This is a genomic window from Arthrobacter sp. 18067, from assembly GCF_902706295.1.
GTDB lineage: Bacteria > Actinomycetota > Actinomycetes > Actinomycetales > Micrococcaceae > Arthrobacter.
The window spans coordinates 320,699-342,320 of record NZ_CACSJJ010000002.1 but is presented as its reverse complement, the minus strand read 5'-3'; the positions used below and the strand labels follow the sequence as shown (position 1 = coordinate 342,320).

Sequence of the window (21,622 nt, the reverse complement as noted above, 5' to 3'; positions counted from 1 at the left end):
ACGAAGTCCGGGTCGGTTTGGATGGCGGTGGTGGTTAGGGCGTGTTCCATCCGGGTGATGGTGTCTTCGTCGGTGAGGTTCCGGACCTTGTCCAGGGCGGTGCTGATGATGGTCGCGGACCGGGACGGCACCAAAGCGGCCTCAACCGCTGCGGCGAGGACTTCGCGGCGGGCCGGGATTTCCTGCCCGGTCATCCCGGTTTGGGGGAGGACGTCGGGTGCGAGGGCGAGCCTGCGCCGGGCTTCACCGATGCCGATCCGCAACCGCGCCCGAAGGAACTCCGCCGCATTCCGGTACCCGTCATCCAGGGGATTGGTCCGTGCAGGACTTTCGGCGCCGGACCCATTGGAGCCTGAGCCACCGGGTCCCGGCACTCCGGGAGAAGAATTTCCCGGCGACACGCCTGCCCCGGCCTCTTCCGAGCCTGCATCGCTCGTTGAATCTGATGAGGTTCCGGTGCCTGCTGTCCGTTCGGTCCAGCCGGTCCGCCACATGGTGGCCGCCGCTGAAGCCTGTCCGGCCGCCGAATCCTTGCCGGCCGACGACCTGCACGGCTGCGCATGCTGTGCCTCAACGCGGGTCCGCTCCACAGCCTGCGCCGCAACAACCTGCACATACTCCAGCGCCCTAGCGATCTCCTCTACCCTGCCCGCGAAATCCGCGGCCTCAATGAACCCAAACAAGCGCGCTTCCGAGGCCGCAGACGAACGCACGGACTCCACCGCCGCAGCGCATTCAAGCAACGCCGTGATGAGTCCAGACGCGTCATCGGCGGAACCCAACCGTGGGGGAAGACCATCAAGGGACCCAAGTGGCGAAGTGCACAACAAATCAGCGGAGCTGGACTCCGGTGAGCCGGCCAAAGGCTCAGTGCGAGCCAACCCAAAGCCAGGCAATCCGGCGCCCCGGGAGATATCCGCGGTGGGAGCTACCGCCGTCGTGACCTTGAAAGCCGCGAGCCGGGCGGAGCCGCTTGCAGCCCTCAGGGACCGTTGACGCAGCAGTTCACTGGCGCGCGGCGAACCTGCCCGCCGTGCCACGATCTGCCCGATGATTCCCATAACTAAACCCTGTCACGAGGCTCTGACATTTTTAGCCACTTGCCTCCCGGACGTTGGGAAAGCTCCTACAGGAAGGGATTCGTCCAAGGTGCCTAGAGTGTCGGCAGCAGGAATGCCGGTTCAGGCCGATGCACGCCGCGGGGCCGGTATCCCAAAGCTTCGGCGCTCCCGAGAAGGTCCGCGAGGTACCAGATGATGGCCAGCCACATCTCGGTTCCTTGAAGGGTTGGCAAATGCTGACTGCCGCTTTCCGGCGCAGCGCTGAAGGCAATTCCCTCGCCCGGATGCCACCGGGCAAGGGCCTGCTTCAGCTGAGTGCCAGCCCACGCCTTCATCTCTTCCCGGCGGTACGAGGTCTGCTTCGACGCCAGCCATAAGGGATGGACAACGTCCAGGACATTGCACGCGTTCTGCCGGCCGGGGGCGAAATACCGCGGGTCCTTGGAGTGCTCAAGGACGGTATCCACCAGCCGCTCAACATTGGGCACCGGCAAGCCGAACTGGGCGAATGTGCCACGCGTCAGGCGGTAGTACCCGTTGACTACTTTCAACCGGGTGTCGGCCGTGGGGGTACCCCATGTCCCGGTCCCTGGATTGACGTGCGTCAACAGCCAACCGAACATCGCCTCAACTGAACCAGGGGAGTTCGGATGCATTTGGGCAAGGTTCCAGTAGGCAGCGGTTCCCCAAGCGTCCACCCACGCACCGGATTCCCAGGCTTCCTTTCGCCAAGGCAGGCCCTCCAGGGACGCCACCAACGCAGTTGGGTCCATCTCTGCCACGGCATGCACCGGGTAACGGAACCGGCTGCCCAGAAGATCCAGTGCGTAACCGACAGACAACACATGGTAGGTGGCGGGGCCGGAACCGAACCGAAGTTTGTTATCTGAACCCTGTGGATCACAACCCAGCTCCGGAACCAGGCCTGTCGAAGGATCCTGGAGACTCTGCAGTTGCGATATGTGCTCCTCCCGCGACAGTTCCAACGGGGCACAACCCAAAAGCAGGTCCGCTATTTCAATCGCGTCGCAGTGCGCCCTGACGGTCGGCGCAGCGCCAGGCCGGTCAACATAACGGCCGCCGGCGGCAGACGTCCAATTCCTCGAAAGAATCGCAGGAGCGTCAGCGCGTGCTGCATCGGCGAAGGCCGCCACCCAGGCCAACAACCCGCCGTCGAACGCGGTTTCCCCGGCACCGGACGGTCCGGCCGAAGCGGCATCCCGCCTGTCCCGGATCCGGCGGGCGGGGTTCCCTCCAACAATCGTCCATTCCGGGACGTCCTTGGTGACCACCGCGCCGGCGGCAAGTACTGCGTGCGATCCGACGGTGACGCCATCAAGGACAACCACGTTGGAACCGATCCAGACGTCGTCCCCTAGGTGGATACCCTTGCGGGTTAGCGGCTGCTTGAAGACAGGTTCGGACGGATCCATTGAATGGTTGAAGCCAAGGATGGACGTATGGGCACCTATCCGCACGCCGTTGCCCATGGTGACGTTGCCTCGAACCACGGTGAAGGCATTGACGGTGCAGTCGTCGCCGATGGTGATGGTGCCGGTGACGTATGCGTGAGCAGCAATAAACGAATCGTCGCCGATGGAGAGGGCATCGGGGTCCACACTGGCAAGGGGCGACAGGAATGCCCGTTCACCTATGGTCACTCCCGCCCGCTCCGCGAAGACCTTTTGATACTCGTATTGTGCTTCGCGCTCGGCATCGGATGCGGAACTCCAGAACGTCCAAGGGGAGTAGTCGTAGCTGAGGTGGTGAGGGGAATTCACGTCGTTGACTCCGCGGTGAGTGAGGGAAAGCGCTTCCCCTATTATTCGCGCCGGTCACACGCCGGTCAATGCGCCCATCACAAACGATCACGTTCGTTCACTCCGGGTAGCCGTACTCCTCGTCGCTGACCAACTCGCCCCAGGTCGTCTCGGAACCGTCAGCAACCCCGGTGGTTTCCCACATGGCTAAGTGGCTCATGAAGTGGTCAGGGGCAGCGCCGTGCCAGTGCCACTCTCCTGGTGGTGTGTAGATGGTTTGTCCCTGCTGGACCACCTTTACCTCGCCACCGCGGGCCTGAACCAAGCAGACTCCGTCAGTGACGTGCAGGGTTTGCCCGGCGGCATGGGTGTGCCATGCGGTGCGGGAACACGGTGCGAAGCGGACGATATTGACCCGGAGCTGCGAGGGATCTTCCCCCTTGGCAATGACGTCAAAGTAGACGTCGCCCGTGAAGAGTTCCGCCGGTCCTTTGGTGCTGATGGTCTTAGGGAAGATGTCCATGGTTCCTTTATCGTTCTGGGTTACTGGTTGTGGATGTTTCGGACAGGTACTGGTTCCCCGGGAAGCTCCAGCGTGGTGGCGGCCCAGCTTGCGAGCAGTTGCAAGGCGTCCGCTGTGCCCGTGCCGGGCTCGGCGTTGTAGACGGTCAGGGTCAAGCCGGCGTCGGCGGATAGATCCAGTGCCTCGTACAACAGATGCAGGTCGCCTACGATCTTGTGACGGAAGTGCTTCTTCCCGGTGTAGTGCTGGCGGACATTGTGGGACGCCCATCGGACCCGGAATTCCTCGCTGCGGGTAGACAGCTCGCCTACCAAGTCACTGAGCCCCCTGTCATAGGGATCCCTGCCCGCTTCGGTCCGCATGATGGCCACGGTGTCGTTGGCGGCGCGTTCCCAGTCCGTGTAGAAATCGCGGCTGCGTGGGTCAAGGAAGAGGAACCGGGCATGGTTGGGTGGTCCGGCCGGGCTGTCGTAGATGTCCGAGTACAGGGCCCGCCCCAATGCGTTCGTAGCCAGCAAATCCAGGCGACCGTTGCGGATGAATGCGGGCGATCCGGTGATTGCATCCAGAGTAAGTTGCACGCCTGGCCGGATGGCCTGCTTTCGGACCGGACGACGGCGGGACCTGCCGCCGTCGCTCGCTGCCCGGGCGAGGTCGTAAAGGTGGGCGCGTTCAGCGTCGTCGAGCTGCAGTGCGTTGGCCAGGGACTCCAGCACGCTTTCGGAGACGCCGGAAAGGTTTCCGCGCTCCAAGCGGGTGTAATACTCCACACTCACTCCGGCGAGCATGGCCACTTCCCCGCGACGAAGTCCCGGGACACGGCGGTTGCCGCCATAAGCCGCCAGTCCAGCCTGCTCCGGGGTAATTTTCGCCCTCCGGGTAGCAAGAAAGTCGCGTGTCTCAGTCCGGTTGTCCATGCTTCCAACGGTATGGCCTTTGACAAGCTAAGGGAGTCCCTGTCATTACCCCTAACAGCAGTAACTCCTTCCGTTCAGGGAATCAGGGTTAGATGGAGTCATCCAACAAAGTGAACCACGCAGGAGAAACATGCCTACCGCTAACGCTTACGCTGCACCTTCGGCCACGGGCGACCTGGCCCTGACCACCATCGAACGTCGCGAGGTTGGCCCGAACGACGTCCACATTGACATCAAGTTCGCCGGCATCTGCCACTCGGACATCCACACGGTCCGGGGTGACTGGGGCCCGCAGCAGTATCCGCTGGCTCCCGGACATGAAATCGCCGGCATCGTCACTGAGGTCGGCCCGGAGGTCACCAAACACAAGGTGGGCGACCGTGTTGGCGTCGGCTGCATGGTCAACTCCTGCAAGGAGTGCAAGAACTGCCTGGCCGGAGAAGAGCAGTACTGCCTCAAGGGAAACGTGGGCACCTACGGCGCCGTTGACCGCGACGGCACCATCACCCAGGGCGGCTACTCCAGCAACGTCGTGGTGAATGAAGACTTCGTGGTCACCATTCCGGAAGGTCTGGACCTCGACGTCGCCGCTCCGCTGCTGTGCGCCGGCATCACCACCTACTCGCCCCTGCACCACTGGGGCGCCGGCCCCGGCAAGAAGGTTGCCGTCGTCGGACTCGGCGGACTCGGCCATATGGCCGTCAAGATCGCTCACGCCATGGGCGCTGAAGTCACGGTCCTTTCGCAGTCCCTCAAGAAGATGGAGGACGGGCTCCAGCTTGGCGCGGACCACTACTACGCCACCAGCGATCCCACCACATTTGAACAGCTCGGCGGTACGTTCGACCTCATCATCAACACGGTCAGCGCCTCTATCGACATCAGTGCGTACCTTCAGCTGCTGACGCTTGACGGAACGTTGGTCAACGTTGGCGCTCCGGCCGAACCACTGCCGGTGAACGTGTTCTCGCTGATCACGGGCCGTCGCCGGTTCGCCGGTTCCGCCATTGGCGGCATTCGCGAAACGCAGGAAATGCTGAACTTCTGCGCAGAACACGGATTGGGCGCTGAGATCGAGGTCATCCCGGCCAGCAAGATCAACGATGCGTACGAACGTGTCCTTGCCTCGGACGTCCGCTACCGCTTTGTCATCGACGCCTCCACTATCGGCTAGAAGTCACAGCACTACAGAAGACTCAGCATTACAAAAGACACAGCACCGTAGAAGAAGCCAGAGGAAGGCCACGCCCGTTTCAATGGGCGTGGCCTTTCCCATGCCGGGCACCAGCGACAATGGTCTGGTGACTTTCAGACTGGACACCATCGGTAAGGGCTTGGTCTTCGCTGATTCCCTTGAGGCCTTGGCAAACGCCTTGAAAAGCCAGGGCGACGGCGGCACTGCAGTCGTGCAGGCACCACCTGGTACGGGCAAGACCACCTTGGTTCCACCGTTGTTGGCCAACCTCATCGATCAACGGCAGGCGGGCCGGACGCGCGTCGTCGTCACCCAGCCTCGGCGTGTTGCTGCCCGCTCGGCAGCCCGCCGTTTGGCGTCATTGGACGGCAGCCGCCTGGGCGGCAGAGTGGGCTACACCGTCCGCGGTGAGAGCAAGACCTGTCCGGAAACCATGGTGGAGTTCGTCACTCCCGGCATCCTTCTCCGACGCCTCCTCGCCGACCCCGGCCTGGAAAGCACCGAAGCTGTGGTGCTGGACGAGGTCCACGAGCGGGGCCTTGAAACGGACCTTCTCGTCGGCATGCTCAGCGAGGTCCGTGAGCTCCGGGGCGACCTCATGTTAGTGGCCATGTCGGCTACCCTCGACGCCGCACGCTTTGCCGCATTGCTGGGGCGGAACGGGTCAGGGGAGGACGACGACGGCGGGCCGGCTCCCGTGGTCGACTGCCCATCCGCGCTGTATCCCTTGGGCGTTCAATGGGCTCCTGCCGCTGAACACCGGCTCAACGACCGGGGCGTTGCCCGCAGCTTCCTGGATCACATCGCCCGCACCGCGGCGACAGCCCACGCTGAGGCGTTGGCCAAACACGACGACGTGGACGCGCTGGTTTTCCTTCCTGGCGCCCGTGAAGTGTCCGACGTCGCCACCCGCCTTCGCACTCAGGTGCCGAGGGGCGTGGAGGTACTTGAGTTGCACGGCCAGATCGGGCCGGACGCCCAGGATCGTGCCGTATCCGGCCGTGCGCCCGGAGGCCAGCCGCGGATCATTGTCTCGACTGCCCTGGCAGAATCGTCCCTTACCGTTCCCGGCGTGCGGTTGGTCATTGATTCGGGTCTGTCAAGGGAACCGCGTCGGGACTCAGGCCGTGGAATGTCCGGCCTCGTGACAGTGTCCTGTTCGCGGGCTTCGGCAGAGCAACGTGCCGGCCGCGCTGCGCGGCAAGGACCGGGGACCGTGGTGCGCTGCTACGACCAACAGGCTTTAGCGGCCTCCCCGGCACATCAGACGCCCGAAATCTCGGTCGCAGACCTGACCGGAGCAGCGCTCGTCCTCGCGTGCTGGGGTGCGCCGGGCGGCAACGGCCTGCAGTTGCCTGATGCGCCTCCGCCCGGAGCCATGAACGATGCCATGGAGATCCTTCGGGAACTGGGCGCTGCCGCAGCAGACGGCACAGTGACCGCCTTGGGCAAGACCTTGGCCCGTGTACCCGCAGATCCACGGCTTGCCCGCGCCCTCCTGGATGGATCTGCTGTGGTTGGCAAACGTGCAGCGGCTGAGACGGTAGCCCTGGTGGCCGGTGACCAGCGCGCGCAGGGCGCCGACCTCACAAGGCTCCTGGCCTCCCTGCGGTCCGGCTCCGACCCAAGCGCCCGGCGATTCGCTGAGGACGCGAAGCGGATGGAATCGATCGCGCGTCAGGAGGCGGCCGCCGTCGTGCATTCACTACCGAAGACAGAGGTCACTGCGAGGGAAGCGCCCGGCTTTGTGGTCGCGTTGGCGTTCCCTGACCGGGTGGCCAGGCTTGTTCCCGGTGATGGATCCACCACGTACCTGCTGTCGTCCGGGACGCGGGCAGGGCTGCCGGCGGGAAGTTCACTGTCCGGGAATGACTGGCTTGCGGTGGCCGAAGTCTCGCGCGCACAGGGTCGCGATGCGGCTGGAACGGGTGCCGTGATCCGCTCAGCTGCCCCCTTGACGGCGGAACTGGCCGAAGCGGCGGCGCCGGATCTTCTGGTCAGCAGGGTGCAGGCGAAGTTTGACCAGGGCAAGGTGACTGCGCGGCTGGAACGCCGACTGGGCGCGATCGTCCTGTCGTCCACACCTGTCCGTCCCAGCGCGGAAGCCGGACGTCACGCTGTTGCTGCGGCGCTGGGGAAGTCCGGGTTATCGACCATTGGTTGGTCAGCCACAGCGGATGCCCTGCGAAGGCGACTGGCGTTGCTTCATCACGAGCTCGGCGATCCATGGCCCGACGTCCGCGAGCCCAATCTCCTGGCCCGGCTTGAGGACTGGCTGGCCCCGGAACTGGAAGCGATGGCCACAGGGACCTCCGCTGATTCCATCAATCTCACGGAACCCTTGCGGCGACTGCTGCCCTGGCCCGAGGCATCCCGTCTGGACAGCCTCGCGCCGGAAAGGCTTGAGGTTCCCAGCGGCTCGCGGGTGCGGATCGACTACCCCGAGGTTTCGGATCGTGCGGATACGGACGACGTCGGCAGGCCGGTTGTGGCGGTCAAACTCCAGGAATGCTTTGGCTGGGACCGCACGCCGCACCTCGTCGATGGCCGGGTACCGGTGCTTTTTCACTTGCTGTCCCCGGCAGGCAGGCCCCTGGCCGTCACTGATGATCTCGCGTCCTTCTGGTCCGGCCCGTACTCCCAGGTCCGGGCCGAGATGCGTGGTCGCTACCCCAGGCATCCCTGGCCCGAAGACCCGTGGACCGCGCCGGCCACCGCCAAGACGAAGAAACGGATGCAGTCCGGCCCCTCCAGCTAGGCCAGCCGTTCCAGCATGAACTGGATCTCGCCGTCCACGAACGTTCCCACTACAGCGCTGGCGGCCAACTCGTCCGGGGCAGTGGTCAGGGGGTCGTGCTCGAACGCCGTGAAGTCTGCCCGTTTGCCTACTGTGATGGAGCCCGACACATTCCACAGGCCAGCAGCCTTCGCCGCGTGCGAGGTGTACCCCTCAAGCGCTTGGAGTGCGGTGAGGGCCTGGGCCGGCGCGATGGGTTCCTGCTCCGGATGTCCGGATCGCCGCCGCAACTGCGCATCGGCGATGATCGGAAGTGGCTCAAAGGGTGCGATCGGCCAATCCGAACCGATGCCCAACGTCACGCCTTCTTCGCGAAGGTCCCTGCAGCGCCATGCCCGGTCTGCCCGTTCCGCGCCGAGGCGGGTGGACCAGTTGTCACTGTGGTCCGCAAGGGAGTAGTGGGTGCAATGTGTCGGTTGCATGCTGGCCACTACGCGCGTTCCCTTGAATCGTGCGACGAGCTCATCCGGGACGGTCTCGATGTGCTCGATCCTGTGGACGGTCTGGCTCAGGACGTCCGCTGGAACAATGCCGGGGAGCGACTCCAATGCGTTCAACACGTGCTCCACTCCCGCATCACCAATGGCGTGTGTCGCTGTCGGGATGCCGCGCGATGCGAAGTAGCGGACAGCCGCGGAGTATTCCTCCGGCCGTGGCCAGAATGGTGCGGTGGACTGGCCGTGAACGTCAGGTTCATAGAGCCAGGCTGTACCGTTATCCACGGTTCCATCGACGAAGAGTTTGATGGCTTCAACGGACCACCGGCGGCCACCCGTACCAATGGTGCGGGCGAGTTCCTTCCAGTTGCTTTCATCGCTGCCCGGCATGCACCATGGCGCTGTCCGCAACCGCAGCGGCAGCTCGCCGTCGGCCTCCAACGCCTGGAAGAGCGCGCTGGATTCGTCGCTGTGGTCCATGATGTGGCCACCCGTCAGTCCCGAGCGGGCGAAGTCCCTCAGGAGATCGGCGAGGCGTGCTTTGCGCTGGCTGAAGGTCTCCTGCGGGATGTGTCGCTGGACGAGTTCCATGGCCGCGGCTTCAAGCAACAAGCCGGTGGGAACGCCGTCGGAATCGCACACCACTTCTGCAGCCTGCGTGAATTCGTGCCGACCGTGGATGCCGGCCAGTTCCAGCGCCCGGCTGTTCGCCAAGGCCGAGTGACCATCGAACAACCTGATCATTGCGGGCTTGTGGCCGCTGACGTCGTCCAACACGCTGCGATGCAGCGGCACTGTCCCGAAAGCGTTGGGGTTCAGTCCCCATCCTCGCAACCAACCGGCGTCGTTGGTTGCCTCCGACTTCAGCAGGGCATGGACTTCATCCAGCGTCGACGCTCCGGACAAGTCAACGCCGATAGTCAGGTCCAGGCCGAACACCGGGTGGATATGGCAATCCACCAGGCCCGGAGTAAGTATGGCGCTGCCCAAGTCAACCACCCGGGTGCCGGCTTGCTGCCACTGCTGGGCATCTTGGCGGCTTCCGACGGCGGTAATCACGCCACCGCTGACAGCCACGGCCTGGACAGGCTGCCCGTGGGGTTGCCCATCCATCGTGTGGATGGTGTCGGCAAGGACGATGAGGTCAGGAGTCATGGGTTTCGAAGCTTCCAATCCGGGCGAAGATGTCTGGGCGGGTGGTGCGCAGGCTGCGGGCAATCAGGATGCCTGCCAGGAAAACGATGGGGGCAACCAGCAGCAGGATGGTGTTGGTCAGTGCATCTGCAAAGGTGAGGAGCTCGATGTTGATGGCGATCAGGGCCACGACACCGAAGAGGAGAATGGCCGAGGCAACGCTGAGCGGAATGAGCAGGCGGTGGGTGACCGCCGCGGGGTTGCGGCGCAGGTAGATGAACGCTGCGACCGACACCAGGCCCTGCAGTGCAACAATCCCGAAGATCCCTGGCGTGTTGACCCAGATCAGCAACTGCTTGTACGGGTCGGCTCCTGCGATGGCGCAAATGATGATGACGACGGCGGCCAGGACGGTTTGGATCTGTCCGGCACGGTGGGGCGACTTGTATTTGGGGTGTGTCCGGCCGAGGAAAGCCGGGAGTACGCCGTCCTTGGCGAGCATGTAGACGTAGCGGTTAATGGCATTGTGGAAGGCCAGTTGCGAGGCGTAGACGCTGGTGACGATCAGGACGTACATAACTACTTCTGCCCAAGGACCCACGTACTGGCTGATGGTGGCGAAGAACATTCCATCGGCCAGTTCGCCGGCAGCTGCGACCACGTTTCCGTCACCGTAAGCCTGGATCACGGTCCACACGATGAATGCGTAGAACACGGACATGAACCCAACGGCGATGTATGTGGCCCGCGGGACGGACTTGTCCGGATTGCGGGCCTCACGCCGGTACAGCACGGTGGATTCGAAGCCCATGAAGGCCGCGAAGCAGATCGCCAGGATGGCAAGGACTCCGGGGGTGAACGCGTGCTCCGGGGAGAACGAGGCGAAACTGATTCCTTGGGCGCCGCCACGGGCGAGGATTCCGACGCCCATGATGCCCAGGATGGCGGTCTCAGCGATGAGTAGGACTCCCAGGACTTTAGCGCCGACGTCGATCCCGCGGTAGCCGAGGAACCACACGGCCGCAATGGCCACCAAGGCAACAACCGGCCACGGTACGTCCAGGCCGAATAGGGTACGCAGCATGGCCTGGGTTTGGACGGCGAAGAGTCCGTAAACACCGATTTGGAGGCAGTTGTAGGACACGATCGCCAGGATGGCCGAGGCCAGCCCCACGGTCTTGCCCATGGCCAGGGTGATGTAGGTGTAGAAACCGCCGGCGGCCTTGACGTGTTTGGTCATCGCCATGAAAGAGATGGCGAAGACCAACAGGACTGCACCGGCAATGACGTAGCCCATGGGGGCGCCGATGCCCCCGATGCCAATGGCGACAGGGGCCACGCCGGCCATGACAGTCAACGGGGCTGCGGCCGAAATTACCAGGAAGGCGATGCCGCCGGTGCCGATGGCATTGCGTTTGAGCCCATTTCCAGCATCCGCTGCTGGAGGTCGGGTTTCGAGGTCAGACATGGGGGTCCTCTGTGGTGATTGGGGGAGGGAAGTTTCCAGGGGGGTGTGGAACATAAAGCGAAAGGCTTTCGTTTATCGTAGAGTCTTGTGACTCGCAGCACAATACTTCGACGCAAAGTTCTGGCTAGAGTCGTAACAACAACCCTGAATGGAGACACCCGTATGGCACGCCCGCTGGTCCCGCTGATATCCATCGATGCACTCGTCACCGCCGCCCTTGAGCTGGTGGACGAAGCAGGGGACTTCAGCCTGCCGAAACTGGCCAAACGGATCGGGGTCAGCCAATCGTCCATCTACAACCACGTCAGTGGGCGTGAGGAGATCCTTGAACTGATGCGCGGCCGCATCATCGCCGAGAGCCCCTATGCCCTCGGGGACGGGGAGGACTGGGAGGCCGCGCTGAGGGCGATCGTCCGCAGTTACCGTGACGCTTTCGCCCGCCATCCCCGGCTCGCTCCGCTGTTGGTCCTCCAAACCGTTCAGGACGATCAGGTTCTTGCCCTCTACGAGAACCTTGCCGTGGCACTTGAAGGTGCGGGATTCCGTGGCCGGGACGTGGTGTCGGCGATCTCCACCATCGACAGTTTCGCGCTTGGATTCGCACTGGACCTCGCCGCCCCGGACGTTGTTTGGGCGCCGCCCGCTCAGGGATACCCCACGCTTACCGGCGCCCTCACCCAAGCAGGTCCGCCTGAGGAGCGCGGTGAGGCGGCCTTCGATTTCGGACTCGAGATCCTCATCGCCGGCCTCCACGCGCGCCTGCAGTCGACGGTGCTGTGACCATGGACGGCGCTGGGAACCTGGCTCAAACCTGGTGGGACGCAGTGGCGCGCGGCTTCACAGAGACCCACACCACGGCAGTGCCGTTGCCTGCGCTGCTCGGCATCCTCGCCTGTGCCGTCATCCTGAGTATTCCGCGCGCCACGTGGCGCTGGTTCGGTCTGTACGTCACCTTCGTCCACGAACTCGGCCATGCTTATGCCGCGCTGATGACCGGCCGCTTCGTGCACAGCCTCCGGATCGGGCTGGACCATTCCGGCCGCCTTGTCAGCAGCGGCCGGGGCGCTTTTGGTGCGGCATGGTCAGGGTTCTGGGGCTATCCCGCGCCCGCCGTAGTCGGGCTGGGCCTGATTGCCGCCTGCGCCGCAGGCAGGTCAGGCGCGGCCATGTCCGTCGGAGCCGTGGTCCTGCTGGTGTCACTGATCTTCCTGCGAAACCTTACGGGGATCCTCGTAGCCGTCCTCAGTGCAGCCATTGCCCAGGTCCTGGTTTTGTTCGCAGCCCCCGCCACCGTCAACTATGTCGTGCTCGCCCTCGGCATTGCCCTGTCCGTCGGCGGCGTCCGGGACCTCTTCAAGCTTGCCGGCGTCCACACCCGGCGTCGGGAAAGGCTTGCGGCATCCGATGCGTTCATCCTTGGCCGCACCACGGGCGTCCCCGTATTCGTGTGGTTATCGGGTTTCACTGCGGTGATCGCGGGATGCGCAGCAGCATCCGCCTGGTTGTTGTGGAGCATGCTCGCCGCATAGCCCGCTGTTCGGCGGGGGCTGCCGCGGCTCGACGGCCGTCCGTGAGTTTTGCCCGCTGCCTGCCCCTTGCCCTGCGGTCGCCTTTGGGTGTCCAATCCTCTTTAACGTTCGAACTGCTTGGCATTCGGACTCCGTGCCGGGAGACAACACCAGGAGGTGCCCATGTCCGCGAAGGGCACGCGCGAAACGGCAAAAGGAAGCGGCACCGGAACGCCCGAGGCCAAGCGGAGTGATAGCGGATCGGCACTGGCAGCAAGCGATCCTGCCCGAATCCGGAACGTTGCACTCGTCGGCCATTCGGCGGCAGGGAAGTCGATGCTGGTCGAGGCCCTGCTCGCAGCAACGGGAGCCATCTCCCGGATGGGCTCCATCAGCGAGGGAACCACGGTCAGTGATTCCGACCCTTCCGCGATCCACCAACAACGGTCCGTGACCATGTCCGTCGCACCAATCCTGGTAGGAGACGTCAAGGTCAATCTTATTGATACCCCTGGCTACACCGACTTCACCGGCGAACTTCGCGCTGGTTTGAGGGCCGCCGATGCGGCCCTTTTTGTTGTGTCGGCTGTCGACGGCATTGACGGCGCCACCATTGCCTTGTGGGGCGAGTGCGAGAAGGTCCGCATGCCCCGGGCGGTGGTGCTCAGCAAACTGGACCACCCGCGCGCAGACTTCAGTGCCGCCGTCGTAAGATGCCAGGAAGCCTTTGGCGAGTCGGTCCTCCCGCTGTACCTTCCGGCGTCCGGCAATGCCCGCCTTGTCGGAGTGCTGGAGGGCACCGATGATCAAGACCTGCCGCCGGTGGCTGACGTCGAAGAAGCCAGGGGAACCTTGATCGAAGGCATCATCGCCGAGAGCGAAGACGAAACCCTCATGGACCGGTACCTCGGAGGCGAGGAGTTGCCACTGATGGACCTGATCAAGGATCTGGAAACCGCTGTGGCCAGAGGGAGTTTCTTCCCCGTTATCCCGACGTCCGCCGAGACGGGTTTGGGCCTTCCGGAGCTCATGGCCCTGCTGACCGATGCGCTGCCGTCGCCGTTGGAACGCATCACTCCCGCTGTGATGAAACTCGACGGTTCATCCCTGAAGGCCTTGGAGTGTGATCCAACCGGTCGTCTTGCCGCCGAGGTGGTGCGGACCACTGTAGATCCCTTCCTCGGCCGCGTGTGCTTGGTCCGGGTCTTCTCCGGGACCCTGCGCGAAGATTCGTCGATTCATGTCGGCGGCAGGGGACTCGCGGACAGGGGACACGATGACCACGACGCCGACGAACGCGTCACGCATCTCTACTCGCCTGTGGGCTCCAGCCTGAAAGCCGTTCCACAGTGTATTGCCGGTGATATCTGCGCCATCAGCAAGCTTGCCAGCGCAGAGACCGGAGACACTGTCTCGGACCGCGAAGCTCCGCTGTTGATCGAAACCTGGAACATGCCCGAGCCATTGATGCCCATTGCCATCGAGGGCGCCTCCCGCAGCGACGAAGACGCCCTGGCCAAGAGCATCGGGAAGGTGGCGGCTGCCGATCCTACTCTTCGATTGGAGCGCAACCAGGACACCCACCAGCTCATCCTCTGGTGCATGGGAGAGGCCCACGCGGAGGTGGTTCTGGACAGGCTACGCAATCAGGGCGTCAAACTGCAGACCGTGGACGTGATCACCCCGTTGAGGGAAACCTTCGCCAGCAAGGCTGTGGGACACGGGCGCCATGTCAAGCAATCAGGTGGCCATGGGCAGTTTGCCATCTGCGACATCGAGGTGGAGCCACTTGGCCGGGGTGAAGGGTTCGCATTCAACGACAAAATCGTGGGCGGCGCCATACCCGGGACGTTCGTCACCTCCGTGGAGAAGGGAGTCCGTTCGCAGATGCTCAAGGGTGTGTCTGCGGGGTTCCCTGTGGTGGACATCAAGGTGACTCTGGTGGGCGGAAAGACCCACAGCGTGGACTCTTCGGACGCAGCCTTCCAAGCGGCGGGGGCCTTGGCACTCCGCGAGGCCGCCGCGGCCGCCAAAATCCAGCTGCTGGAACCTGTCTCATCGGTAGTCGTCAGCGTTCCCGATGATTATGTGGGTGCGGTCATGAGCGATCTTTCGGGGCGGCGCGGCCGGGTCACCGGCACCACCGCCGCAGATGGTGAGGGAACGGAAATCAGTGCGGAGGTTCCCGATCAGGAACTGCTGCGCTACGCGATCGAACTCCGCGCACTCACGGCAGGCACAGGCCGGTTCCGCCGCTCCTACCTTCGCCACGAGCCGCTGCCGAAGTAGCTCCTAAGGGGTGGCCCGGATGAAGGCGGCCACTGCGGGGGCAAGGGACGCACCCACCTCGGCGGCACTTCGCTTCAGGCCTTTGACCGCGAACGAATGGTCACCGCCTTCGCTCCACTGGAGTGTCGCCGTCGGACCTATCCTGTCCACCACGCCCTCCAGCAGTTCCGGTGTTGCGAACGTATCCCGTGTGCCTTGGAGGAAGAGCATCGGCACCGTGACGCCGTAGAGGTGTTCATCGCGCAGTTTCTCCGGTTTTCCGGGCGCGTGCAGTGGATAGCCGAGATACACCAAGCCTTTGGCAGGCATGCCTTCGGCGACGGCCATGGACGCCATGCGCCCACCGAAGGATTTGCCGGCAGCCCAGAGAGGCTCGCCACTGCTGAGCCCGGCGGCCTTGTCCATCACCGTGCGCCAGGTGGTGATGGCCAGGGGCGGTCGGTCGGGGAAACGCCTGCCGGCCTCGCGGTAGGGGAAGTTGAACCGCAGGGTAGCCACCCCTTGGTCAGCCATAGCCTCAGCGAACCCCTGCAGGAACGGGTGTTCCATTCCCGCCCCGGCGCCGTGCGCCACCACCAACGTGGCAAAAGGATTATCCGGCCGGATGTGGAGGGCGGATATGTCGGACTCTCCGACAGTGATGGTGACAGGTGTTTGCGTGTTTGGCATGTATCCATTTTTGCCCATTGCAGCAAAAACGCCGTGGGTGCTGACGCGCGTGGCCTTAACGGGGTAGCTTGTGCCCATGGCGAGCGAAGCAACCACCGTTACTGTGCCCGGTCCCGATGGCCCCCGGGAGGTCCGGATTTCCAGTCCAAGCCGGGTAATGTGGCCGGAGGCGGGGCTGACGAAACTGGACCTTGCCAACTACCTCATCGACGTCGGCGAAGCGTTTGTCACTGCCAATGGGAACCGGCCTATCAGCCTTCAGCGATATTCCGGAAACATTGAAGGCGAGATGTTCTTCTCCAAGAATCCACCCAAAGGCGCCCCGGAATACGTCCGCTCGGTTGTGGTGACCTATCCCAGTGCCCGGTCGCATCCACAACTGGTGATCGATGAGCCGGCAGCGGCCGTGTGGGCTGCGCAGATGAATACGGTGGTGTTCCATCCGTGGGCGTCCCGGGCCAACGATCCCGACAATCCGGATCAATTGAGAATCGACCTCGACCCCCAACCCGGCACCGACTTCGCCGACGCGATACCTGCCGCGCAGGAACTGAGCAGCGTCCTGGAGGAGGCCGGACTGACGGCGTTCATCAAGACCTCCGGCAACCGCGGACTCCATGTGTACGCGCCGATCCACCCCAAGCATGAGTTCCTCGACGTTCGCCACGCCGTGATTGCCGCTGGACGGGAGTTGGAGCGCCGCATGCCGGAGAAGGTCACCACCGCGTGGTGGAAAGAGGAACGCGGGACGCGGATCTTCGTGGACTTCAACCAGGCCAACCGGGACCGGACCATTGCCGGGGCGTACAGCCCACGGGCCGTGCCGTTGGCCCAGGTGTCCTGTCCGTTGACGTGGGATGAACTGGAGAACGCCGACCCCGCGAAGTACACCATCGCCACAGTTCCGGACCGTTTGGCGTCGGTGGGGGACCCGTGGGCGTCCATGCACGAGCATCCTGGCGGCATCGACGTCCTGCTCCAGTGGTGGGAGCGGGACGTGAAGAATGGCCAAGGCGAGATGCCGTTCCCACCGGAATTCCCCAAGATGCCGGGCGAGCCCATGCGCGTGCAGCCGAGCCGGGCCCGCAAAACGGAGGAGTGAGCGGGAGTCCGCGTGCCGGGGAGTGCAGCGGGATGGGCCCTGATCACCGCATTCGCGTGCGGGGTGTTCCTTTGCGGTTGCACAGGCACGCCGGAGCCACTGCCGTCCCGGCCAACCACGCTCGTTGAGCCTTCCCCGTCACCAACACCGGAACCTTCGACGCCGGAGACGCTGGCTGTTACGCCGGCCTTCCAGGAGGTCCGGGCCACCTTGGAACTCTTCGCCAGGGAGAAGATGGACGAAGGCGCCTCGGCGGTGCTCATTAAAGCGAAGGCCGGCCAGCAGGAGTGGACGCACGCAACAGGAGTGCGCAGCCGTGCAGAGCGGGTTGCAGTCCGGGCCGGTGACCGCTTTGATGTTGGGGATCAACTCAGGACCATGGTGGCTGTGTCCGTGTTGAAGCTCATCGAAGAAGGCCGGCTGGCCCTGGACGACTCCATCAACACACACCTGCCAGGATCTGTCCCGGCGGGCAGTCCAGTGACGATCCGCCAGCTCCTTGGTGACGCCACGGAACTGCCTGCTGCACCATCGCCCCAGGCTGATGCTCTGCTGGGCCTGTTGGTTGAACGTTATCGGGGTGTGCCCCTCGGGACTGCCCTGCGAACAGACATCCTGTCGCCTTTGAACCTTGATTCCACGGCCGTGCTTGTACCGGGCTCGGACGCTCCGGATGATGTGGTCCACGGATACATCCAGCTGCAGGGGGAAACGGTGGACGTGACGTTCCCCCACATACCGAACGGGGCTTCATCCGTACGACTCATGTCCACGGTGGAGGACCTCACCACGTTCCAGGCCGCGCTGCTGGAGGGACGGCTGTTGGCGACGCAGAGTCTCATTTCGATGAAAGGGAGCGTGTTCGCCGGCTACGGCCTTGGCCTGGACCATTGGGAAGACCATTGCACGAACGGCTCTTACTACGGCCATGCCGGTGATGTTCCCGGCTACGGGAGCATCAGCATGAGCAGCGCCGATGGGAACCGACAGCTGGCCATCTTCATGGCATATCCACCGCAACCCGTTGCACTACAGCCGTCAGCTCTGGCCTTGGAAATGACGGGAGTCGCGCAGGTGGCGTTGAATTCGAGTTGCCGTTTCCAGTTCCGCTGAGCCTACTCGAAGCGTGAAGGATCGCCCGTTCCGCGGCGCACAACTTCGGCCGCTCCACTGGAGAAATCGACAACGGTGGTGGGCTCGGATCCTGTGTCCCCGGCGTCGATCACGCCGTCCACCTGGTTGTCCAACCGTTCCTTGATCTCCCAGCCCTGGGTTAGGGGCTCTTCCTCGTCCGGCAGCAGGAGCGTGCTGGACAACAGGGGTTCACCCAGCTCCGCCAGGAGCGCCTGGACCACCTTGTGATCCGGAATGCGTACGCCTACAGTCTTCTTCTTGGGGTGCAGGAGCCGTTTGGGCACTTCGCGGGTGGCAGGGAGGATGAAAGTGTAACTGCCGGGCGTGACGGCCTTGATGCTCCTGAAAATGTCGTTGTCAATCATCACGAACTGGCCCATTTGGGCAAAGTCCTTGCAGACCAAGGTGAAGTGGTGTTTGTCATCCAGGTGCCGGATGCTCCTGATGCGGTCCAGTGCTTCCCTGTTGCCGATCTGGGCGCCAAGCGCGTAGCAGGAATCCGTAGGGTAGGCGATCAGGCCGCCGCCTTGGAGCATGTTCACCACTTGGCCAATGGCGCGTGGTTGAGGATCGTCCGGGTGCACGTCAAAGAATCTGGCCATGGAAAGAGCCTACGACAAAGCTAGGACAGGACGTCCTTGTTGGAGAATTTTGCGTAAGCCAGCGCGCCGCAGACTGCGATATATCCGGCTTGGAGGAGCCCATTGTCAGCGAACGACGTCCAGGATATTGGCTGGCGCAGCAGATCGGCGAACCCCAGCCAGTGGTGGCTGAAGAGCCATGGATGAAGCCATTCAAGCTGGGGCAGGTTGTCCAGTACTTGTGAAACCACCGAAAGGACGATCGTGGCAGCCATGGCACCCACCGGAACATCGGTGAACGTGGAGATCAGCAGTCCGATCGCGGACAGCCCAAGGAGTGACACCGTGATGTAGGCAGCGATCAGCAGTGACCTCAAGGCTGACTCGCCCACGCTGATGGTGTCGCCGGACAGCAAAGTCACCGGGCCCACGGGAAAAAGTACGACGCCGGCCAGGGCGCCTGAGGCAGCGACGGTCGCCGTCGCTGCGAAACAGAAAGCAACGGCGCCGGCATATTTCACCAGCAGCAGGCGGATCCGTCCCGCCGGAGCAAGGAGCAGATAGCGCAGGGTTCCCAGGCTGGCTTCGCCGGCGATGGTATCGCCGGCCACCACGCCGACCGTAAGTGGCAGGAACAGAGGAACGCACACCACCAGGGCAGTCACTGCGACGAACAGGCCGTTCTGGGTGATCCGGTCCAGGAACAGGGGTCCCCGCCCGGGTGTCGTGGGCCGGGAGGACAATTTGACGGCTACTGCAATCAGGATGGGCACGGCAGCCAGGGCGATCAGCATGGCCCACGTGCGGAGCCGGCGGAACAGGACGGACAACTCGGAGCCCAATAGTGCCCATCCGATTCCCGGGCGGACTATGCCGGCGCTGTGAGGCGCGGCAGTTTCAGCCGACAACGTCGAACCCCTCTCCGGTCAGCGACACGAACCTCGCGTTTTCCACGGTGAAGCCGCGGACTCGGACACCCTCCGCCACCAGCGCGGCCACGATCTTCTCGGGTTCGAGTCCGTTGAGTCCGGTGCCCAACAATGCCGTGGAGCCCCACGCACTTCCAGTGCCCGGAGCTTCGCCGGGAACCAGTCCAAGGCGCGTCAAGACACCGGCTGCTCGTTCGACGTCGGGCGTTTGAACCACAACGTGGGCCTGCCCGGCAGCACGCAACTCTTCCAAAGGCCCTTGGGCCACCAGGCGGCCGGCGCTCATGACGCCCACATGGGTACACATCTGTTCGACCTCAGCCAGTAGATGGCTGGAAACGAACACCGTGGTCCCGCCTGCTGCAAGGGAACGAACCAACCCCCGGACCTCACGTGTCCCTTGTGGGTCAAGGCCATTGGTTGGCTCGTCGAGGACCAGCAGCTCCCGGGGCCTGAGCATGGCGTTGGCCAAACCCAGCCGCTGTTTCATGCCAAGCGAGTAAGCACGGACCTTTTTTCCGGCGGCGTGGCTGAGCCCAACGCGTTCCAAGGCGTCATGGACGCGCTGCCGCCGGGTAGAGGACAAGGCATGCCGATCGGCGGAATCCAAGCGCATGAGGTTGCCAGTACCTGAGAGGAAAGGATAAAAGCCGGGCCCCTCCACCAATGCCCCCACGTCAGGCAGCACAGTTGCCAGGGCCGCCGGCATCGGCTTACCAAGGACGCGCACCTCCCCACTGTTCGCCGAAGCCAGGCCCAGCAGCACACGGATGGTGGTGGTCTTTCCTGAACCGTTGGGCCCAAGGAAGCCGAACACGGACCCACGGGGGACCGAAAGATCAATTCCATCGACGGCGGATCGGTGGCCGAAACGCTTGACCAAGCCGTGCGTTTCTATGGCGAGCTCAGCAGGGACGGGTTCCTTCACTGTGCGGCAGCGGCTGACTGAAGCCGTTCCAGGGGCACCAGGCCCGCGTAGATGCGGCCGTCGTCGAGAATCAGTACGCTCACCAGCGATGTCGTCAAGGCCCGGCCGCCGGGAACCGGCTGCATCGTTTGCGCGAACTGGGGATTGGAGGTGAGCTCGGGCGGAGCAGATCCGGCGGGCAAGGCAATGATCGAATCCCAGCCCTGTCCTGTGACCGAGGGGCGGGGCTGGCTGGTAGCCGGGGAGCCCTCAGGTGTCGGCATAGTGGGAACGGGCTTGGCCGGGAGTGCCTTCTCCATCACAGTGGCGCCCGGAGGTGGGGCGAACTCGAACAACGCAGCATCCGGTGTGGACAGGTGCAGCTCAGTAAAGGCGAGCGAATACGCAGGTTCAGATTGACCTTTGGCGCGAACTTCGACGCCCAACGGAAGGCCGGTCTCCGAGTCGACGTCGATGGTCACGGAGTCAACCAAGGTTTCCGTGCTGCGCGGGTGCAGGCTCACACGGTAAGCGCTGCGGCCGGCAACAGAGGAGGACTCGCCGACGGATACCTCTGTGGTGTCGTCAATTGCAGCAAGGAAACGGCTTGCCATGGCCTCCGGAGTGGGCACGTCCCGCGCAGACATGTCCGGCGATGGCGTGGGAGGGAGCGATTCCCTCGGCCCCGCGAAGGACGGGACTTCCGCACTGCTTGGCACCGGGGCGGTCAGATGCGTCGCGCTGTTGTCCGCCGAGTTGTAGAACCATGCGTCGCCTCCGTTGACCACGACGTCACGCTCAGCCAGGCGGTCCAGGAGCTGCAACCGGGCCTTGAACGGGCCGTCAAGGTAAACCCGGGCCGTGTGCGAGCCGGTCAACAATTCCATGGCCGAGGCCGATCCCGGGGCAACCCCCGCTCCTGTCGCAGGAACTTCAGGTAACCCAAGTTCGGCGGTCTGTTCCACGGTGCCGGACAATGCCCGCACCTCCGTGCGCGCGATCATGGCCAGGATCTCGTCAGCGGTCCTGGGCGGGAGGGACACTGTGGCGCTGGCCTGTACTGAGCCGAACAATACCGCCATCGCCACCACAAGGGTGATCAGGACGGCCGGCAGCCACCGCTGCTTGGTCCGCGCCACTGCTACCAACCACCACACGTGAAAGGCATGAATCCAGACTACTCCGGATAACGGTCCGGATCACCTGCCCCG

General features: G+C 63.8%; 17 protein-coding genes and 1 pseudogene. 7 read left to right on the top strand and 11 right to left on the bottom strand.

Features of this window, described 5'->3' with window-relative positions; all coding sequences use genetic code 11:
- From GVL04_RS04050 to GVL04_RS04035, 4 genes and pseudogenes are all read right to left on the bottom strand, one after another.
- Positions 1-1,061, bottom strand: a pseudogene (locus GVL04_RS04050) (HNH endonuclease); the annotation flags it as partial.
- Between the two features lie 92 nt (positions 1,062-1,153).
- Positions 1,154-2,842, bottom strand: coding sequence for a DapH/DapD/GlmU-related protein (locus GVL04_RS04045; RefSeq protein WP_159699925.1), 1,689 nt, complete (start codon positions 2,840-2,842; stop codon positions 1,154-1,156).
- 97 nt (positions 2,843-2,939) lie between these two features.
- A complete protein-coding gene (locus tag GVL04_RS04040; protein WP_159699922.1) occupies positions 2,940-3,344 on the bottom strand; it encodes a cupin domain-containing protein in 405 nt (134 codons plus the stop codon).
- 20 nt (positions 3,345-3,364) lie between these two features.
- On the bottom strand, positions 3,365-4,261 hold the full coding sequence (locus GVL04_RS04035) for a helix-turn-helix transcriptional regulator (protein ID WP_159699919.1): 897 nt from the start codon (positions 4,259-4,261) through the stop codon (positions 3,365-3,367).
- 130 nt (positions 4,262-4,391) lie between these two features.
- On the opposite strand from GVL04_RS04035, the gene GVL04_RS04030 reads away from it, so the two are divergent.
- Together GVL04_RS04030 and hrpB are read left to right on the top strand one after the other, a co-directional pair.
- Positions 4,392-5,435, top strand: coding sequence for an NAD(P)-dependent alcohol dehydrogenase (locus GVL04_RS04030; RefSeq protein ID WP_159699916.1), 1,044 nt, complete (start codon positions 4,392-4,394; stop codon positions 5,433-5,435).
- A gap of 100 nt (positions 5,436-5,535) precedes the next feature.
- A complete protein-coding gene (gene hrpB, locus GVL04_RS04025) occupies positions 5,536-8,214 on the top strand; it encodes an ATP-dependent helicase HrpB (protein ID WP_200846737.1) in 2,679 nt (892 codons plus the stop codon).
- Here hrpB and GVL04_RS04020 read toward each other — a convergent pair.
- Complete coding sequence (locus GVL04_RS04020; RefSeq protein WP_159699910.1) at positions 8,211-9,845, bottom strand: amidohydrolase; 1,635 nt, start codon at positions 9,843-9,845, stop codon at positions 8,211-8,213. The genes hrpB and GVL04_RS04020 overlap by 4 nt on opposite strands.
- A complete protein-coding gene (locus GVL04_RS04015) occupies positions 9,835-11,292 on the bottom strand; it encodes an APC family permease (protein ID WP_159699907.1) in 1,458 nt (485 codons plus the stop codon). Before GVL04_RS04015 ends, GVL04_RS04020 begins: the two co-directional genes overlap by 11 nt.
- Before the next feature lie 162 nt (positions 11,293-11,454).
- Between GVL04_RS04015 and GVL04_RS04010 the strand changes: the two genes are divergently transcribed.
- From GVL04_RS04010 to GVL04_RS04000, 3 genes are all read left to right on the top strand, one after another.
- On the top strand, positions 11,455-12,072 hold the full coding sequence (locus tag GVL04_RS04010) for a TetR/AcrR family transcriptional regulator C-terminal domain-containing protein (protein WP_159699904.1): 618 nt from the start codon (positions 11,455-11,457) through the stop codon (positions 12,070-12,072).
- A 2-nt stretch (positions 12,073-12,074) separates the two neighbouring features.
- Positions 12,075-12,821 (top strand): M50 family metallopeptidase, encoded by a 747-nt coding sequence (locus tag GVL04_RS04005; RefSeq protein ID WP_159699901.1) that lies wholly within the window; start codon positions 12,075-12,077, stop codon positions 12,819-12,821.
- Positions 12,822-12,983: 162 nt separating this feature from the next.
- The gene (locus GVL04_RS04000; protein ID WP_159699898.1) at positions 12,984-15,089 is read left to right on the top strand and encodes an elongation factor G-like protein EF-G2; all 2,106 of its coding nucleotides are present in this window, start codon (positions 12,984-12,986) and stop codon (positions 15,087-15,089) included.
- Between the two features lie 3 nt (positions 15,090-15,092).
- Here GVL04_RS04000 and GVL04_RS03995 read toward each other — a convergent pair whose 3' ends face one another.
- A complete protein-coding gene (locus tag GVL04_RS03995) occupies positions 15,093-15,758 on the bottom strand; it encodes an alpha/beta family hydrolase (RefSeq protein WP_159699895.1) in 666 nt (221 codons plus the stop codon).
- Between the two features lie 76 nt (positions 15,759-15,834).
- On the opposite strand from GVL04_RS03995, the gene ligD reads away from it, so the two are divergent.
- Both ligD and GVL04_RS03985 read left to right on the top strand, forming a co-directional pair.
- Positions 15,835-16,860, top strand: coding sequence for a non-homologous end-joining DNA ligase (gene ligD, locus GVL04_RS03990; RefSeq protein ID WP_159699892.1), 1,026 nt, complete (start codon positions 15,835-15,837; stop codon positions 16,858-16,860).
- A gap of 12 nt (positions 16,861-16,872) precedes the next feature.
- Complete coding sequence (locus GVL04_RS03985; protein ID WP_159699889.1) at positions 16,873-17,973, top strand: serine hydrolase; 1,101 nt, start codon at positions 16,873-16,875, stop codon at positions 17,971-17,973.
- Positions 17,974-17,975: 2 nt separating this feature from the next.
- On the opposite strand, the gene GVL04_RS03980 is transcribed toward GVL04_RS03985, so the two are convergent.
- The 4 genes from GVL04_RS03980 to GVL04_RS03965 are packed head-to-tail and all read right to left on the bottom strand — an operon-like array spanning position 17,976 to position 21,550.
- The gene (locus tag GVL04_RS03980) at positions 17,976-18,596 is read right to left on the bottom strand and encodes an L-threonylcarbamoyladenylate synthase (protein WP_159699886.1); all 621 of its coding nucleotides are present in this window, start codon (positions 18,594-18,596) and stop codon (positions 17,976-17,978) included.
- A gap of 20 nt (positions 18,597-18,616) precedes the next feature.
- Positions 18,617-19,483, bottom strand: a complete 867-nt coding sequence (locus GVL04_RS03975; protein WP_159699883.1) for an ABC transporter permease — start codon at positions 19,481-19,483, stop codon at positions 18,617-18,619.
- A complete protein-coding gene (locus GVL04_RS03970; RefSeq protein ID WP_159699880.1) occupies positions 19,473-20,432 on the bottom strand; it encodes an ABC transporter ATP-binding protein in 960 nt (319 codons plus the stop codon). The genes GVL04_RS03975 and GVL04_RS03970 overlap by 11 nt, the downstream gene beginning before the upstream one ends.
- A complete protein-coding gene (locus tag GVL04_RS03965) occupies positions 20,429-21,550 on the bottom strand; it encodes a DUF2092 domain-containing protein (protein ID WP_159699877.1) in 1,122 nt (373 codons plus the stop codon). Before GVL04_RS03965 ends, GVL04_RS03970 begins: the two co-directional genes overlap by 4 nt.
- Positions 21,551-21,622: the final 72 nt, after the last annotated feature.

Bases quoted from the DNA above. Each gene is read 5' to 3' on its own strand.
- GVL04_RS04000 (WP_159699898.1), top strand. From the start codon at position 12,984: ATGTCCGCGAAGGGCACGCGCGAAACGGCAAAAGGAAGCGGCACCGGA.
- ligD (WP_159699892.1), top strand. From the start codon at position 15,835: ATGGCGAGCGAAGCAACCACCGTTACTGTGCCCGGTCCCGATGGCCCC.
- GVL04_RS04005 (WP_159699901.1), top strand. From the start codon at position 12,075: ATGGACGGCGCTGGGAACCTGGCTCAAACCTGGTGGGACGCAGTGGCG.
- GVL04_RS04010 (WP_159699904.1), top strand. From the start codon at position 11,455: ATGGCACGCCCGCTGGTCCCGCTGATATCCATCGATGCACTCGTCACC.
- GVL04_RS04040 (WP_159699922.1), bottom strand. From the start codon at position 3,344: ATGGACATCTTCCCTAAGACCATCAGCACCAAAGGACCGGCGGAACTC.
- hrpB (WP_200846737.1), top strand. From the start codon at position 5,536: ATGCCGGGCACCAGCGACAATGGTCTGGTGACTTTCAGACTGGACACC.
- GVL04_RS04015 (WP_159699907.1), bottom strand. From the start codon at position 11,292: ATGTCTGACCTCGAAACCCGACCTCCAGCAGCGGATGCTGGAAATGGG.
- GVL04_RS04030 (WP_159699916.1), top strand. From the start codon at position 4,392: ATGCCTACCGCTAACGCTTACGCTGCACCTTCGGCCACGGGCGACCTG.
- GVL04_RS03980 (WP_159699886.1), bottom strand. From the start codon at position 18,596: ATGGCCAGATTCTTTGACGTGCACCCGGACGATCCTCAACCACGCGCC.
- GVL04_RS04035 (WP_159699919.1), bottom strand. From the start codon at position 4,261: ATGGACAACCGGACTGAGACACGCGACTTTCTTGCTACCCGGAGGGCG.
- GVL04_RS03995 (WP_159699895.1), bottom strand. From the start codon at position 15,758: ATGCCAAACACGCAAACACCTGTCACCATCACTGTCGGAGAGTCCGAC.
- GVL04_RS04020 (WP_159699910.1), bottom strand. From the start codon at position 9,845: ATGACTCCTGACCTCATCGTCCTTGCCGACACCATCCACACGATGGAT.